The sequence below is a fragment of the Pseudomonas sp. FP1154 genome, assembly GCF_030687245.1.
In the GTDB taxonomy this organism is placed as follows: Bacteria; Pseudomonadota; Gammaproteobacteria; order Pseudomonadales; family Pseudomonadaceae; genus Aquipseudomonas; species Aquipseudomonas rhizophila.
The window spans coordinates 1,945,236-1,961,142 of sequence record NZ_CP117465.1; the positions used below are offsets into that span (position 1 = coordinate 1,945,236).

At 61.0% G+C, this 15,907-nt stretch carries 12 protein-coding genes; 3 read left to right on the forward strand and 9 right to left on the reverse strand.

Going from position 1 to position 15,907, the window contains the following annotated elements; genetic code table 11:
• The first annotated feature begins 38 nt into the window (after nucleotides 1-38).
• Both sigX and PSH91_RS08885 read left to right on the forward strand, forming a co-directional pair.
• Nucleotides 39-629 (forward strand): RNA polymerase sigma factor SigX, encoded by a 591-nt coding sequence (gene sigX / locus PSH91_RS08880; protein WP_042729583.1) that lies wholly within the window; start codon nucleotides 39-41, stop codon nucleotides 627-629.
• A 107-nt stretch (nucleotides 630-736) separates the two neighbouring features.
• The gene (locus tag PSH91_RS08885; RefSeq protein WP_076385661.1) at nucleotides 737-1,771 is read left to right on the forward strand and encodes an OmpA family protein; all 1,035 of its coding nucleotides are present in this window, start codon (nucleotides 737-739) and stop codon (nucleotides 1,769-1,771) included.
• A gap of 203 nt (nucleotides 1,772-1,974) precedes the next feature.
• Here PSH91_RS08885 and cobA read toward each other — a convergent pair whose 3' ends face one another.
• From cobA to PSH91_RS08925, 8 genes are all read right to left on the reverse strand, one after another.
• A complete protein-coding gene (gene cobA / locus PSH91_RS08890) occupies nucleotides 1,975-2,730 on the reverse strand; it encodes a uroporphyrinogen-III C-methyltransferase (RefSeq protein WP_047227146.1) in 756 nt (251 codons plus the stop codon).
• Nucleotides 2,731-2,740: 10 nt separating this feature from the next.
• Nucleotides 2,741-5,458, reverse strand: coding sequence for a nitrate reductase (locus PSH91_RS08895; protein WP_107322191.1), 2,718 nt, complete (start codon nucleotides 5,456-5,458; stop codon nucleotides 2,741-2,743).
• Nucleotides 5,458-5,775 (reverse strand): nitrite reductase small subunit NirD, encoded by a 318-nt coding sequence (nirD, locus tag PSH91_RS08900; protein WP_047227148.1) that lies wholly within the window; start codon nucleotides 5,773-5,775, stop codon nucleotides 5,458-5,460. Before nirD ends, PSH91_RS08895 begins: the two co-directional genes overlap by 1 nt.
• Nucleotides 5,772-8,225, reverse strand: a complete 2,454-nt coding sequence (nirB, locus tag PSH91_RS08905; RefSeq protein WP_160891977.1) for a nitrite reductase large subunit NirB — start codon at nucleotides 8,223-8,225, stop codon at nucleotides 5,772-5,774. The genes nirD and nirB overlap by 4 nt, the downstream gene beginning before the upstream one ends.
• A gap of 426 nt (nucleotides 8,226-8,651) precedes the next feature.
• Nucleotides 8,652-10,322, reverse strand: a complete 1,671-nt coding sequence (locus tag PSH91_RS08910) for a bifunctional protein-serine/threonine kinase/phosphatase (protein ID WP_305467905.1) — start codon at nucleotides 10,320-10,322, stop codon at nucleotides 8,652-8,654.
• Between the two features lie 9 nt (nucleotides 10,323-10,331).
• Nucleotides 10,332-11,543 carry a NarK/NasA family nitrate transporter gene (locus PSH91_RS08915; protein ID WP_047227151.1) on the reverse strand — a complete coding sequence of 404 codons (1,212 nt, stop codon included), beginning with the start codon at nucleotides 11,541-11,543 and terminating at the stop codon, nucleotides 10,332-10,334.
• Between the two features lie 387 nt (nucleotides 11,544-11,930).
• On the reverse strand, nucleotides 11,931-12,506 hold the full coding sequence (locus PSH91_RS08920) for an ANTAR domain-containing response regulator (protein ID WP_025212689.1): 576 nt from the start codon (nucleotides 12,504-12,506) through the stop codon (nucleotides 11,931-11,933).
• A 14-nt stretch (nucleotides 12,507-12,520) separates the two neighbouring features.
• Nucleotides 12,521-13,732: a CmpA/NrtA family ABC transporter substrate-binding protein gene (locus PSH91_RS08925; RefSeq protein WP_305467907.1), complete on the reverse strand. Its 1,212-nt coding sequence runs from the start codon at nucleotides 13,730-13,732 to the stop codon at nucleotides 12,521-12,523.
• 238 nt (nucleotides 13,733-13,970) lie between these two features.
• Here PSH91_RS08925 and PSH91_RS08930 point away from each other — a divergent pair, with 238 nt between their 5' ends.
• Nucleotides 13,971-14,990, forward strand: coding sequence for a quinone-dependent dihydroorotate dehydrogenase (locus PSH91_RS08930; protein ID WP_047227154.1), 1,020 nt, complete (start codon nucleotides 13,971-13,973; stop codon nucleotides 14,988-14,990).
• Between the two features lie 307 nt (nucleotides 14,991-15,297).
• Here PSH91_RS08930 and rmf read toward each other — a convergent pair whose 3' ends face one another.
• A complete protein-coding gene (gene rmf, locus PSH91_RS08935) occupies nucleotides 15,298-15,513 on the reverse strand; it encodes a ribosome modulation factor (protein ID WP_003223300.1) in 216 nt (71 codons plus the stop codon).
• Between the last annotated feature and the right edge of the window lie 394 nt (nucleotides 15,514-15,907).

Below are 15,907 nucleotides of genomic sequence, written 5' to 3' on the forward strand. Positions count from 1 at the left end.
GCGGCGCACATTGACCTAGACTGTCGGCCCGACTTGTTTTGAACAAACCCCAATCGCTATCCACGCGCTACGACCCCCGTGATCTCTCCGATGAGGAGTTGGTCGCGCGCGCGCATACGGAACTTTTCCACGTAACGCGTGCTTACGAAGAATTGATGCGCCGTTACCAGAGAACATTATTTAACGTTTGTGCGCGTTATCTGGGGAACGATCGTGATGCTGACGATGTCTGTCAGGAGGTGATGTTGAAGGTGCTGTATGGCCTGAAGAACTTCGAGGGGAAATCGAAGTTCAAGACATGGCTCTATAGCATCACGTACAACGAATGCATCACGCAGTACCGCAAGGAACGGCGAAAGCGTCGCTTGATGGATGCTTTGAGCCTGGATCCTCTGGAGGAAGCGTCTGAAGAAAAGGCGCCCAAACCAGAGGAAAAGGGTGGGCTGGATCGCTGGCTTGTCCATGTGAACCCGATCGACCGGGAAATTCTGGTGCTACGATTTGTCGCAGAGCTGGAATTCCAAGAGATCGCAGACATAATGCACATGGGGTTGAGCGCGACAAAAATGCGTTACAAGCGCGCTCTTGATAAATTGCGTGAGAAATTTGCGGGTATTGCTGAAACTTAGTTCGGCGCAAATATCTCTTACGTGTAGGCAAGTTCTGATAGACTTGTCGCCGAGTTGTCCCCCGGTTTGCGGGACTGCTTTACAATCACCAGATGGGGATTTAACGGATGAAACTGAAAAACACCTTGGGCTTTGCCATTGGTTCTTTGATTGCTGCCACTTCGTTCGGCGCTCTGGCACAAGGCCAAGGCGCAGTTGAAATCGAAGGCTTCGCCAAGAAAGAAATGTTCGACAGCGCTCGCGACTTCAAGAACAACGGCAACCTGTTCGGCGGCTCGATTGGTTACTTCCTGACCGACGACGTAGAACTGCGTCTGGCCTACGACGAAGTGCACAACGCACGTGCCGAAGACGGTCGTAACATCAAGGGCTCCAACACCGCTCTGGACGCTCTGTACCACTTCAACAACCCAGGCGACATGCTGCGTCCTTACGTATCGGCTGGTTTCTCCGATCAGAGCATCGGTCAGAACGGCCGTAGCGGTCGCAACGGCTCCACCTTCGCCAACGTTGGCGGCGGTGCCAAGCTGTACTTCACTGACAACTTCTACGCCCGTGCCGGCGTTGAAGCTCAGTACAACATCGACCAGGGCGACACCGAGTGGGCTCCAAGCGTCGGTATCGGTGTGAACTTCGGTGGCGGCTCCAAGCCTGCTGCTGCTCCAGTTCCAGCTCCGGCTGAAGTCTGCTCCGACAGCGACAACGATGGCGTGTGCGACAACGTCGACAAGTGCCCTGACACCCCAGCCAACGTAACCGTTGACGCTGATGGCTGCCCAGCTGTTGCTGAAGTCGTACGTGTTGAGCTGGACGTCAAGTTCGACTTCGACAAGTCGGTCGTTAAAGAAAACAGCTACGGCGACATCAAGAACCTGGCTGATTTCATGAAGCAGTACCCATCCACCACCACTACTGTTGAAGGTCACACTGACTCCGTCGGTCCTGACGCTTACAACCAGGCTCTGTCCGAGCGTCGTGCAAACGCCGTTAAGCAAGTCCTGACCAACCAGTACGGTGTTGAATCGTCCCGCGTTCAGTCTGTTGGCTACGGCGAATCCCGCCCAGTTGCCGACAACGCTACTGACGCTGGCCGTGCTGTTAACCGTCGCGTAGAAGCGCAGGTTGAAGCCGAAGCTAAGTAATTAGCCCACAGCTTTGGAAAAGCCCGGCTTAGGCCGGGCTTTTCTTTGCCTGCGATTTATGAAAATCAGGGGCGGGGCTGGAGAAACACAAAAAACTGTGGGAGCGAGCCTGCTCGCGATGGCGGTGTGTCAGTCAGCATCAATGTTGCTGATCCACCGCCATCGCGAGCAGGCTCGCTCCCACAGGTTTGCTGGTGTCTGTGCTATAGCGCCGAAGCCTGGACCCAGGCCGGTTGCGCGCCTGCCAGCTCAGCAGCTCTGGCCACCTCGCCAATCACCAGGATCGCCGGGCTCTTGAGTTGAAATGCGCCTGCATCGGCCTCCATCGAGGTCAGGTCACTGCGACAGTCGCGCTGATGGGGCAGAGAGGCATTTTCAATCATCGCCACCGGCGTGTCCGCCGCCAGGCCTCCGGCCAGCAGTTGCTCGCGGATCTCGCTCAGTTTCGCCACCCCCATGTACACCACCAAGGTGGTCCCGCTTTGTGCCAAGGCTTGCCAGTTCAGGCTGCTACCGTCCTGGGTGTGGGCGGTGACCAGCGTTACGCCCCGGGCAATCCCACGCAGCGTCAGCGGAATATCACATTGCGTCGCACCCGCGAGGCCGGCCGTAATGCCATTGACCAGTTCCACTTCGACGCCATGCTCGCGCAGCCACTGCGCCTCTTCGCCGCCCCGGCCGAAGATGCACGGGTCGCCGCCCTTGAGGCGTACCACGCATTTGCCCTGACGGGCATAACGCAGCATCAGCCGATGGATAAAAGCCTGTGGCGTGGAACGGCATCCGCCGCGCTTGCCGACGGCGATGATCCGCGCGCCAGGGCAGTGCTCCAGCACTGCATCGTTGACCAGATCGTCGATCAACACCACGTCGGCTTCGCCCAAGGCGCGCACGGCTTTGAGGGTCAGCAATTCAGGGTCGCCAGGACCTGCACCCACCAGCCAGACTTTTGCGTTCATAGTGTTTTCCTCACGAGACAGCGGCCACCGGTTGCGCGGTGGCAACCAGCAGGCGTTTGATTTCCGGTACACAGGAGCCGCATTGCGTGCCGCAGCCCAGTTCCTGTTTCAGCCCCTGCAAGTCCAGGCCACGTTCAATGCCGGCGCAGATCGCACGCTGGCTGACGTTCATGCAGTTGCACAGTGTTTTGCTGCCGCCAACGGCGGCGCCGGCATTGCCTGGTGGGGCGCTCAAAGGCGCCAGCAGCCAGCGCCGCAACTGCTCATCGGCGCGGCCTTCCAGCCAGAGGTTTTGCAGCCAGTGGCGGGCCAGGGTTTCGCCGGCCAGGCGAATGGCGGTGATGCGACCGTTCTCGATTCGCACCCGTTTACCGATGGAACGACGCGGGTCGTCATAGGCCAGTACCGGCCCTTCGATCAGCCCCAATTGCTCGTCGATCGCCTGCAGCAACTGCGGTTCGGGGGCGACGGCGCTGGCCGCGCGAATCAGCAACGCGGGACGTTCGCGCCCAGTCAGGCTCAGGCTGACGTAGGCAAACGCCTCACACAGTGGTCGCAAAGTCTCCAAGTGCTGTTGAACATCGCCTTCGACCAGGGCGAAAAGCTGCCAGGGCAGGTTCACCGGTTCCAGGCGCACGCCGCTGTGTTTGAGTTCCGGCTGTTTTGACAGGGGGTCGAAGGCCGGTTGAGTCAGGGTATTGACCCCACCCTTGAGAAAGCGATCGCCCCAGTGCATAGGCAGAAACGCCTGCCCGGGGCGCACGCTGTCGTCGCTGTCCACCGCCACGATCACGGCGCCACGACGGCTCTTGAGGCTGACCAGGTCACCGGCTTGCAGGCGATGGCGAAGCAGTTCGTCAGGGTGCAGGCTGAGCACGGCTTCGTTCACATGACCGAACAATTGCGCGGCGGTGCCGGTGCGGCTCATGCCATGCCATTGGTCCCGCAGGCGACCCGTGTTGAGGGTCAATGGGTAGCGGGCGTCGCGCAACTCTTTGGCGGCGCGATACGGTTCTGCGACAAACCGCGCGCGGCCATTGTCGGTAGGAAAAATCCCGTCCAGATACAGGCGCGGTGTTCCGCTGCTGGCGCCTTGCGGGAAGGGCCATTGCTGAGGACCGAGTTGATCGATCAGGGCATGGCTGATACCGGACAAGTCCAGGTCGCGGCCACGGGTCAGTTGCTTGTATTCATCGAACAACTGGGCCGGGGTTTCAAAGGCGAACAGGCTGGGTTGACCCGGGCGCAGGCGTTTCTCCAGGCGTTGGGCGAAATCCACGGTAATTGCCCAGTCCGGCCGTGCCTCACCCGGTGCGGCAATCGCCCGGCGGACGTGGGAAATACGCCGTTCGGAGTTGGTCACCGACCCTTCTTTCTCGCCCCAACTGGCCGCTGGCAGCAGCAGGTCGGCAAACGCGGCGGTTTCGGTGGTCCGGAAGGCCTCTTGCAGCACCACGAATGGACAGGCTTGCAGGGCTTCCCGGACCGCCGTCTGGTCAGGCATCGACTGCGCGGGGTTGGTGCAGGCAATCCACAGTGCCTTGATCTTGCCACTGCGAACCTGTTCGAACAGTTCGATGGCGCTCAAACCCGTGGTCGCGGGCAATTGTTCAACACCCCAGTAGCGGGCGACTTCGGCGCGATGTTCGGCGTTGGCGGCGTCGCGATGACCCGGCAGCAGGTTCGACAAGCTACCGGTTTCCCGACCGCCCATGGCATTGGGCTGACCGGTCAGCGAGAAGGGCCCGGCGCCCGGCCGGCCGATTTGGCCGGTGGCCAGGTGCAGGTTGATCAACGCGCTGTTCTTCGCACTGCCGGCGGTGGACTGATTCAAGCCCATGCACCACAACGACAGGAAGCTGGGCGACGTGCCGACCCATTCGGCGCACTGGTGCAGTTGCTCGACGCTGATGCCGCAGATCTGGGCGACCATGGCCGGGGTGTAGTCGCGCACCAGGTTCTTGAGGTCCGCCAGGCCTTCGGTGTGGGCCTTGATGAAGCCGCGGTCGACCCAGTCTTCCCACAACAACAGGTGCAAAATCCCATGGAACAAGGCGACATCGGTGCCCGGCAGGATCGCCAGATGCAGGTCGGCAAGGTCGCAGGTGTCGGTACGCCGTGGGTCGATGACGATGATTTTCATCTGTGGTCGGCGGGACTTGGCGTCCTCGAGGCGGCGAAACAGGATCGGATGGGCGTAGGCCATGTTACTGCCGACAATCATCACACAGTCGCTCAGCTCCAGGTCTTCATAGCTGCAGGGCGGGGCGTCGGCACCGAGGCTGCGCTTGTAACCCACCACCGCCGAGGACATGCACAGCCGGGAATTGCTGTCGATGTTGTTGGTGCCCACCAGTGCCCGGGCGAGTTTGTTGAAGGCGTAGTAGTCCTCGGTCAGCAGTTGCCCGGAGATGTAGAACGCCACGCTGTCGGGGCCGTGTTCGGCGATGGTATCGGCGAAGATGCTGGCCGCGTGATCCAGCGCGCTGTCCCAATCGGTGCGGGCGCGGGACAGGCCCTTGCCCAGGCGCAGTTCGGGATATAAGGCGCGCGCGGCGAGGTCGCCGGTCAGGTGCAGGGTCGAACCTTTGCTGCACAGTTTGCCGAAGTTGGCCGGGTGGGCGGGATCGCCACTGACGCCGAGGATACGCTCGTCGTCATGTTCGATCAGCACGCCGCAACCGACCCCGCAATAACAGCAGGTCGAGGCGGTGGTTTGACGGCTCATCAGCTTGCTTCCCGCAATGCCAGCATCACCCGGCCGTTTTCGACCCGCGCCGCATGATGATGAGCGCAACCCACATCCGGGGCCTGGGCCTGGCCGGTTTCCAGGTCGATCTGCCAGTTGTGCAGCGGGCAGGCCACGCGCTTGCCATAGATCAACCCCTGGGACAGCGGGCCACCCTTGTGCGGGCAGCGGTCATCGAGTGCGAAAACCTCATCGTCGCTGGTACGAAAAATCGCGATATCGCCTTTCGGGCCATTGATGATGCGCGAGCCCAGGGCGTTGATCTCTTCCAGTGCGCAGATATCCAGCCAGTTCATGCCGGTACCTCCAGGTTTTTCACGGTGATGACTTCAAACTCTTTCTTCAGCTGGGGCTGTTCCAGGCGTTCTTTCCATGGGTCCTGTTCCAACGACAGGGAGAACTTCAGGCGGTCATGCAAGGCTTTGCGTCGTTGCGGATCTTCAAGTACCGCTTTCTTGATGTGCTCCATGCCGACCCGTTGCATGTAGTGCACGGTGCGTTCGAGGTAGAAGGCTTCTTCGCGGTACAACTGCAGGAATGCGCCGTTGTATTCGCGCACTTCTTCGGCGGTCTTGAGTTTGACGAAGAATTCGGCGACCTCAGTCTTGATCCCGCCGTTACCGCCGATGTACATCTCCCAGCCGGAATCGACGCCGATAATGCCGACATCTTTGATGCCCGCTTCCGAGCAGTTGCGGGGGCAACCGGAAACGGCCAGCTTCACTTTGTGGGGCGACCACATGTTGAAGAGGTCGTGCTCCAGCTCGATTCCCAATTGGGTGGAGTTCTGCGTGCCAAAGCGGCAGAACTCGCTGCCTACGCAGGTTTTTACGGTGCGGATGGATTTGCCATAAGCGTGGCCGGACGGCATGTCCAGATCTTTCCAGACTCCGGGCAGGTCCTGCTTTTTGATCCCTAGCAAGTCGATACGCTGGCCGCCGGTGACCTTGACCATCGGCACGTTGTATTTGTCGGCCACATCGGCAATGCGCCGCAACTCAGACGGATTGGTCACGCCACCCCACATCCGCGGGACGACGGAGTAAGTGCCATCTTTCTGGATGTTGGCGTGGGCACGCTCGTTGATCAGGCGCGACTGCGGATCGTCGTGCGCTTCGCCGGGCCAGGTGGAAATCAGGTAGTAGTTGAGCGCCGGGCGGCAGGTGGCGCAGCCGTTCGGGGTGCGCCAGTTCAGGTAGCTCATGGTTGCGGCGATGGTCAGCAGATGCTGGTCGCGGATCGCCTGGCGAATCTGCCCGTGGTTGAGATCGCTGCAACCGCAGATGGCTTTTTCGCTTTTCGGTTTGACGTCCGCCGCGCCGCCCACGGTGTTGATCAGGATCTGCTCCACCAAACCGGCGCAGGAGCCACAGGAACTGGCGGCCTTGGTGTGTTTTTTCACATCATCGACGCTGAACAGCCCATGCTCCTGGATCGCCTTGACAATGGTGCCCTTGCACACGCCGTTGCAGCCGCAGACTTCGGCGGTGTCGGCCATGTTCATGGCTTTGTCCTGGCCCTGGTGTCCTACGTCTCCCAGGGCGTTTTCCCCAAACATCAGGTGATCGCGGATCTCGCTGATGGTGTGGTTCTCACGGATCTGACGGAAATACCAGCCACCGTCTGCCGTATCGCCGTACAGACAGGCGCCGACCAGCACGTCATCCTTGATCACCAGTTTTTTGTAGACGCCACCAATCGGGTCGGAAAGGGTGATGGTCTCGGTGCCTTCGCCGCCCATGAAGTCCCCGGCGGAGAACAGGTCGATGCCGGTGACTTTGAGTTTGGTCGAGGTCACTGACCCCTTGTAGGTGGCGAAGCCCAGTTGCGCGAGGTGGTTGGCACAGACCTTGGCTTGCTCGAACAGCGGTGCCACCAGGCCGTAGGCGGTTCCACGGTGGCTGGCGCATTCACCGATGGCATAGATGCGCGGGTCGTAGGTTTGCATCGTGTCGTTGACCAGAATCCCGCGGTTGCAAGGGATGCCGGACTTTTCCGCCAGTTCGGTATTGGGGCGGATACCGGCGGCCATCACCACCAGATCGGCCGGGATGATGTCACCGTTCTTGAATTGCACCGAGCCGACCCGGCCATTGCCGGCGTCGTGCAGGGCTTGCGTTTGTTCGCTCAGGCGGAATTTCAGCCCGCGATTTTCCAGGGCGGTTTGCAGCAACTGACCGCTGGTCTTGTCCAGCTGCCGCTCCAGTAGCCATTCACCCAGGTGCACCACTGTCACGTCCATGCCCCGCAGTTTCAAGCCGTTGGCGGCTTCCAGGCCGAGCAACCCGCCGCCGATCACCACGGCGTGTTTGTGGGTCTTGGCGGTGTTGATCATCGCCTGGGTGTCGGCGATGTCGCGGTAGCCAATGACGCCCTCCAGGGTGTTGCCGGGAATCGGCAGGATGAATGGCGTGGAGCCTGTGGCGATCAGCAGACGGTCGTATTCGGCTTCGCTGCCGTCCTCGGCGATGACCCGGCGCTTGACTCGGTCGATCTCCACGACCTTGCGGTTGAGCAGCAGCTTGATGTTGTTGTCCAGGTACCAGCTCAGGTCGTTGAGCACGATCTCTTCAAACGTCTGCTCGCCGGCGAGCACGGGCGAGAGCAGGATGCGGTTGTAGTTGGTATGAGGCTCGGCGCCGAACACCGTGATGTCGTATAGCTCATTGCTCAGCTTGAGCAGTTCTTCAAGGGTTCGAACCCCGGCCATGCCGTTGCCGATCATCACCAGTTTGAGTTTCTTCATCAGGGTTCTCCACAAGCTCAGGCCCGGTTCATCACGGTGCTCGGACTGGCTCGATACTTTTACGAAAACAAAAAAAGGCGTCCCGCTAGTTGCCTAGCGAGGACGCCTTTGTCCTTGTCCCGTTCTCTCGGGAAGCACCGCCCTCATCGTTGGAGGCGTTGCTTTATGTATGGTGAGAGAGGTTATGCAGTGGTTGTGCCAACTGGCTTGAGGGCGCGGATTTATTGGAGGGGAGGCGGGTTGCACGGATGGGAGCGGGATTTATTGCACCGAATCAAAGCGTGTTGCCCGGTAATGGAGCGTCCCGCAGGCGCAGTTGCAGGGACCATCAGGCCGCCATCGCGAGCAGGCTCGCTCCCACATTGGATCTGCGGTGGACACAAAACCTGTGGGAGCGAGCATGCTCGCGATAGACGCGACTGGGTTTCAGCCATGAAACGCTAAATACAGCAGCACCAGATTCACCACCAACGACACCAGCGCCAACGTGCGCCAGACCTTTAGCGGCTCCCTTTCCAGTAGCGGCCGAGGCCTGACGCTCAAGCTGCGCCGTTCACCCTGTTCCAGCAGTAACAGCCATTCCTCGGCGGTTTCAAAGCGTTGCCCAGGATCCGCCGCCACGGCACGCTCCAGGCTTTGCCCAAGCCATTCGGCCAGGTCCGGTCGATAGCGATGGGCACTGACCGGTATGCCAAAGCGCGGTCGCTGGAACGCCTCGATTTCGCCGTAGGGATAGTGTCCGGTGAGCAGGAAATACAAAGTCACGCCGACCGCATACAAGTCTTGTTGCGCCGTCGGCGGCGCACCCACGAAGGCTTCCGGGGCGATATAGCTGGGCGTGCCGGGCAGCACGTTGGCCTGGTCTTCGGACAATCCCGGGCAGTACGCCAGTCCGAAATCCAGCAAGCGCAGTTCCCCATCCTCGCCCAGGTGCAGGTTCTCCGGCTTGATATCGCGGTGAAAGATCTGTCTTCGATGCAACAGGCCCACCGCGTGCACCAGCCGCTGCGCCAGATCCTGCCACTGGGGCAGAGGCAACGGGCCGCCCTGGTTGAACAGCTCGGCCAGGGTCTTGCCCGAATATTCCCGCATGACGTAGTACAAATGCTGACGCTGGGCAACGCCGTGGACTTCCGGAAACTGCCTCCCGGCGACCCGCCTGAGGAACCACTCTTCCGACAGCAACGACTGCCCGGCCTGAGTATCGTCCCGTAGATGCCCCGGCAAGGTTTTCAGCAACCATGGTTGGCCCTGGCCATCGTGTACGCGGTAGAGCAGCGATTGCTGGCTCTGACCGAGCAGGTTTTCGATCTGCCAGCCCTCGAACACTTGCCCCGGTTTCAATGCCGGGGGAAGGGGCCATTGCTGCAACTGGGCCAGCGCATCGCCAATGCTCGCTTCGCCCACCGCATCGACCCGCACCAGCAGTGCGCTGGCGTTGTCCTGGCTGCCGGCCAGGTGCGCAGCGTTGACCAGGGTTTGCGCGGCAATGTCCAGGTCCGGCTGGTCGCGAAGGATACCGGCGATGGCCGTGTCCCCCAGAACCGCCCAGACGCCATCGCTGAGCAGTACGAAGGTCTCGTCGGTGCGCAGTTCGCCATCGAGGAAGTCCAGGATCAGGTGCTGATCCAGCCCCAGGGCACGCTTGAGCACGTGCTGCATGCCCTGTTGTTCCCAGACGTGATCCTCACTGACCCGCTGCAGATGATTGTCGTGCCAGCGGTAGACCCGGCAATCGCCCACGTGGGCCAGGGTGAAGCGCCGGCCCCGAAGGACCAGCGCGCTGACGGTGGTGAGCAGCGGTTGCCCGCCCCCGTTGGCTTGCAGCCAGCGATTCTGGGCCAGTAACAGCCGGTCCAGCGCTTGGGCCACACCCCAGGTTTGCGGCGTGGAATAGTAGTCCAGGGCCAGGGCCTGCAAGGTCGAACGGGCGGCCAGCCCGCCATCGGCGCATTGGCTCACACCGTCGGCGATGGCGAACAGGTACCCCTTGCTCGCGGCCAGGGCCGGCGCCGGGGTCACCAGGCGCAGGGCGTCCTGGTTTTCTTCCCGAGGGCCAATGGCACTGGCTTCGGCAAAACTCAGTTGCAGGCTCATGGAGGCTATTTATACCCGAGCCGCGGTGACAGCGGCCGAACCCCAGGTGGTCCTCCAGCGACGCTTGACGCCGTACAGGCCGAACCAGGCCAGGACGCCGAGGCTGGCGAACAACCACAGTGCCAGTTGATAGCTGCCGGTGCTTTGCTTGATCGCGCCCATGCCTGCCGCCAGGGCGAAACCGCCGATGCCGCCGGCCATGCCGATCAATCCGGTCATCACGCCGATCTCGCGACGGAAGCGTTGTGGCACCAGTTGGAATACCGCGCCGTTGCCCGCACCCAAACCGAGCATGGTGCAGACGAACAAGGCCAGGGCCGCGTAGGAGCTTGGCAGGTTGAAGCCCACTGCCGCGATGCAGACAGCGGCCACGGTGTACATGCCCAACAGGGTGCGAATGCCACCGAAACGATCCGCCAGGGCGCCGCCCAGTGGACGCATCAGGCTGCCCCCGAAGACGCAAGCGGCGGTGTAGTAACCGGCGGTCACCGGGCTCAGGCCGTACTGGTCGTTGAAGTAGCCGGGCAGTGCGCTGGCCAGGCCGATGAAGCCGCCGAAGGTCACACTGTAGAAGAACATGAACCACCAGCTGTCCCGGTCGCCCAGGGCCTTGAGGTAGTCGCCCATGGATTTGGCTTTTGGTCGCTCGGGAGCGTTCTTGGCCAGCCAGGCAAAGAGGATCAGGGTCACGATCAGCGGGATCAGCGCGAAACCGAACACGTTGCTCCAGCCGAATGCCACCGCCATCACCGGGGCGATCAGCGCAGCCAGTACGGTGCCCGAGTTACCAGCGCCGGCAATGCCCATGGCCTTGCCCTGGTGCTGTGGCGGATACCACTGGGAGGCCAGCGGCAGGGCCACGGCGAATGAAGCACCGGCCACGCCGAGGAACAGTCCCAGCAGCAAGGCTTGTTCGTAGCTGTGGATGCCCAGTTTCCAGGCACAGAACAGTGCACCGATCACAATCACCTGACCGACCATACCGGCGGTTTTCGGTGAAATCCGGTCGGCGAGCAGGCCCATGAACAAGCGCAGCACGGCACCGGCCAGGATCGGCGTAGCCACCATCAGGCCGCGTTGCTGGGTGGTCAGGTGCAGGTCGGCAGAGATCTGCACCGCCAGTGGACCGAGCAGGTACCAGACCATGAAACTCAGGTCGAAATAGAGGAAGGCCGCGAACAGTGTCGGGGTGTGGCCGGATTTCCAGAAGCTTGAATTCATCGCGCACCTCAGCTGTAAAAGTCTCGAGAAATGAGTCAGTGCCTTGAAGCAGTGCGCCGCCTGTGGCTGCACCACCGACCCCGGACTGTGGGATCAAAACAAAAAAACGCCGCAACCCGAATCGCCAGGGGGCGAGGAGGGTGTGCGACGTCTTTGTCGTAGGTGGGGCAACCGCCGTTGGTTACCTGTGGCTTTGCTAAAGCGAGAACTGTGCCAACAGGGGAGCAGTGTGAGACCTATCGCGAGCAGGCTCGCTCCCACAGTGGATCTTCAGTGGCCATGAAACCTGTGGGAGCGGGCCTGCTCCCACATTGGAGTTCCAGTGGCCACAGGATCTGTGGGAGCGAGCCTGCTCGCGATAGCGCCAGGTCTGGCGCTGCAAGGCTTTCAGCCGAGCAGCTCATTCATCGCAATGATCTGCTCGGCCACCTGGATCAGCTTCTGCTGGCGACTCATGGCCTGGCGGCGCATCAGGGTGTAGGCCTGTTCTTCGTTGCATTCTTTCATCTTCATCAGCATGCCCTTGGCCAGTTCGATGCGTTTGCGCTCGGCCAGTTGCTGGTCCCGGGCCAGGAGCTGGGCGCGCAGGGCCTGGTCGCTTTCGAAGCGGGCCATGGCCACGTCGAGGATCGGTTGCAGGCGCGCGGCGTGGATGCCTTCGACGATGTAGGCGCTCACGCCCGATTTGATCGCCTGGCGCATTACATCCGGGTCGTGCTCGTCGGTAAACATGACGATCGGTCGTGGCTGGTCGCGGCTGACCAGCACCACTTGCTCCATGACATCGCGTCCGGGTGACTCGGTATCGATCAGGATCACGTCCGGACGCACTGTTTCGACGCGTGCCGGCAGGTCGATGGTCAATCCGGATTCATCGATGACTTCGAACCCGGCCTCAATCAGGGCCGCTTTGAGACGGCCGACTTTTTTCGCGGTGTCGTTGATCAGCAGGATACGCAGCATGGTCGTGGCTCCTGTCAGCGGCTGGCGAAGAGGGGAGCCGCATCGCTCAAAGCGTGCAGTTTGAAGCTTTTGGCATAAGCGGCCGGATCCGAGCCGTCCCAGATGGTGCCGTCGATCAATTGGCTGCTGCGCATGTCCTGGCGGGGGGCGGCGATGTCCAGTGCCGCGCAGGCTTGACGGTATAGCGTGAGCTGCTGGACTTGCTGTGCCACGGCCAGATAATCCGGGTCTTCACGCAACAGGCCCCAGCGGCGGAACTGGGTCATGAACCACATGCCATCGGACAGGTAGGGCAGGTTCACTTCGCCGTGGCCGTGGAAACGCATCGCGTGAGGGTCCTGCCAGCTGTTGCCCAGCCCGTCGGCGTAAATCCCTAACAGGCGCGGCTCGATGCAATCCAGCGGCGCGTCCAGGTATTCGGGGGCACTCAATAGTTGTGCGGTGCTGCGGCGGTTCTCGGTGCTTTGCTCAATGAAGCGACTGGCTTGCAGGATCGCCATCACCAGTGCGCGGGCGGTATTGGGGTATTGCTCGACGAATGCACGGGTGCAGCCGAGGACTTTTTCCGGGTGATCGGGCCAGATGGTTTGAGTTGTCGCCAGGGTGAAGCCCAGGTTCTGTTTTACCGCACTGGCGCACCACGGCTCGCCCACGCAGAACCCGTCGATCCGTCCGGCCTGCAGGTGGGCGATCATTTGCGGCGGCGGTACCACCACGCTGTCGACATCCGACAGCGGATGGATGCCTTGAGCGGCGAGCCAGTAATAGAGCCACATGGCGTGGGTGCCAGTGGGGAAGGTCTGGGCGAAAGTCAGTTTCGGGCGAGTTTGGTGCACATGCTGTTCCAGTGCCTCAGGACTGGTCACGCCTTGGGCCTGCAAGCCATGGGAAAGGTTGATGCTCTGGCCGTTCTGGTTCAGCCCCATCAACACCGCCATGTCGGTCGGCGCGACCCCGCCGATGCCCAGGTGCACCGCGTAGATCAGGCCATAAAGGCTGTGGGCGGCATCGATTTCACCACTGACCAGCTTGTCCCGCAGGTTGGCCCAGGACGCTTGGCGCTTGAGGTTCAAAGTCAGCCCGTAAGGCTGGGCAAAGCCCTGGGTGGCGGCCACCACCAGCGGCGCGCAGTCGCTCAAGGCCATGAAGCCAAGATTGATCGCGCTCTTTTCCGGGGCATCGCTGCCGTTGACCCAGGCCAGGGGGTTGGCTGGAACTTCATTCATCGCGCATCACCTTTCCACAAAAAAAGGCGCCGTATCCGGACGTTTGCAAGGCCGGATGACGACGCCGTTGTCCTTCAAATACAGTGTGGCACTCATTCCGTCGTTGGCATGGGTGCCGATGAACGCAAGTGGTGCAAGGCATATGCCATCGCCGCTGTTTTGTGCAGGCGCCTCGCGTGCGTCGTCGTAGCCCGGCTATAATCGCCGCCTCATTTCGTCGCCTGAGTCCAAGCCGCCCATGTACACCCTGGCCCGTGAACTGCTGTTCAAACTTTCCCCGGAAACCTCCCACGATCTGTCCCTGGACCTGATCGGTGCGGGTGGACGTTTGGGCCTCAATGGTCTGCTGTGCAAGGCGCCGGCTAAATTGCCGGTGAATGTGATGGGGCTTGAGTTCCCCAACCCGGTCGGGCTGGCGGCGGGCCTGGACAAGAATGGCGCGGCCATCGACGGTTTTGCCCAGTTGGGGTTCGGTTTCGTGGAAATCGGCACCGTTACCCCGCGTGCCCAGCCGGGCAACCCCAAGCCACGGATTTTCCGCCTGCCGCAAGCCGAGGCGATCATCAACCGCATGGGCTTTAACAACCTGGGCGTCGACCATTTGCTGGGGCGTGTGGCTGCCGCCAAGTACAAGGGCGTGCTGGGCATCAACATCGGCAAGAACTTCGACACACCGGTGGAGCGCGCGGTTGACGATTATCTGATCTGCCTGGACAAGGTCTACGCCCACGCCAGTTATGTGACCGTCAACGTCAGTTCCCCGAACACTCCGGGGCTGCGCAGCCTGCAATTTGGTGATTCGCTCAAGCAACTGCTGGCTGACCTGGCTCGACGTCGCGCCGAATTGGCGGTGATCCATGGCAAGCATGTGCCACTGGCCATCAAGATCGCCCCGGACATGACCGACGAAGAGACCGCACAGGTGGCCCAGGCCCTGATCGACACCGGAATGGACGCGGTGATTGCCACCAACACGACGCTGGGTCGCGAAGGCGTCGAAGGGGTGGAACACGCCGACGAGGCGGGCGGGCTGTCCGGTGCGCCGGTGCGGGACAAGAGCACCCATACCGTGAAAGTGCTGGCCGCCGAACTGGCGGGGCGCTTGCCGATCATCGCGGCGGGTGGCATCACCGAGGGCAAGCATGCTGCCGAAAAAATCAGCGCAGGCGCGAGCCTGGTGCAGATTTATTCGGGCTTTATCTATAAGGGGCCGGCGTTGATTCGGGAATCGGTGGATGCGATTGCTGCACTGCGTTGATTCTCAAGGTGCAACGCGATTCAACTGTGGCGAGGGGATTTATCCCCGCTGGGGCGCGAAGCGGCCCCAAACAGCTCACTCGTTAAACCTGACACTCTGAGGGGCTGCTGCGCAGCCCAGCGGGAATAAATCCCCTCGCCACAACTGTATTCACAGCCCAGCTTTTTGCAGTGTTCATGAAACCCAGGCATTAAAAAGGGCTCCTCGAAGGAGCCCCCTGGGCCGAAGCCCGCCGTCCGGATGGGACGTGCGTGGTTAAATCGATGTGAGTATCAAATTGTCGAGTTCTTGAGTGTTAAGCCCTGTGTCAGCCGACGGCGTGAAGTTCGTTGAGTCTATGGATACCCGCAGTGCCGGTCATACCGTCCCAATTGTCGCCGCGTCCTTCTCGCCAGCCATTGATCCAGGCTTGACGTACCGACGGTAGAGTAAAGGGGCAAAGCTCACGGGATTTACCACCAACGCCATATTGGTAACCGCGTAAAAATGCTCTTTCCAACGGATCACGCTTAAGTCTTCTCATAGGGTGTTGCCCTCACTTGTTGACTGTTGCTTAGCGTCGACCTCTATTGAGGCCGGGGCAGAATCATTCTGCCGTTGGTGGCTCGTTGCCGGCGTGACGAGCCGAGGTGTTGACGCCGTTGCGACGTCAACCTGTGTTGAGTTCTAACCAAAGCGTCACATGGATGGAATGATCGTTTTGTCATAAGCACGTAACAATAAAGATGTTAGGGCGATAAGTAACATGATGTTCGTCACCCGCTTTCAGGCAAGACCCCTGTATGATCGGCCCTGCATCGAAGGGTGCAGCCCTCAGGCGAATGAGAATGTCCCCCCGTTGCACTCGGGTACTATTCGACGAAAGGGTCGAGTTTTCACAATTTGTTGCACAGAATTTTTTATCTGCCCTCGCCTCT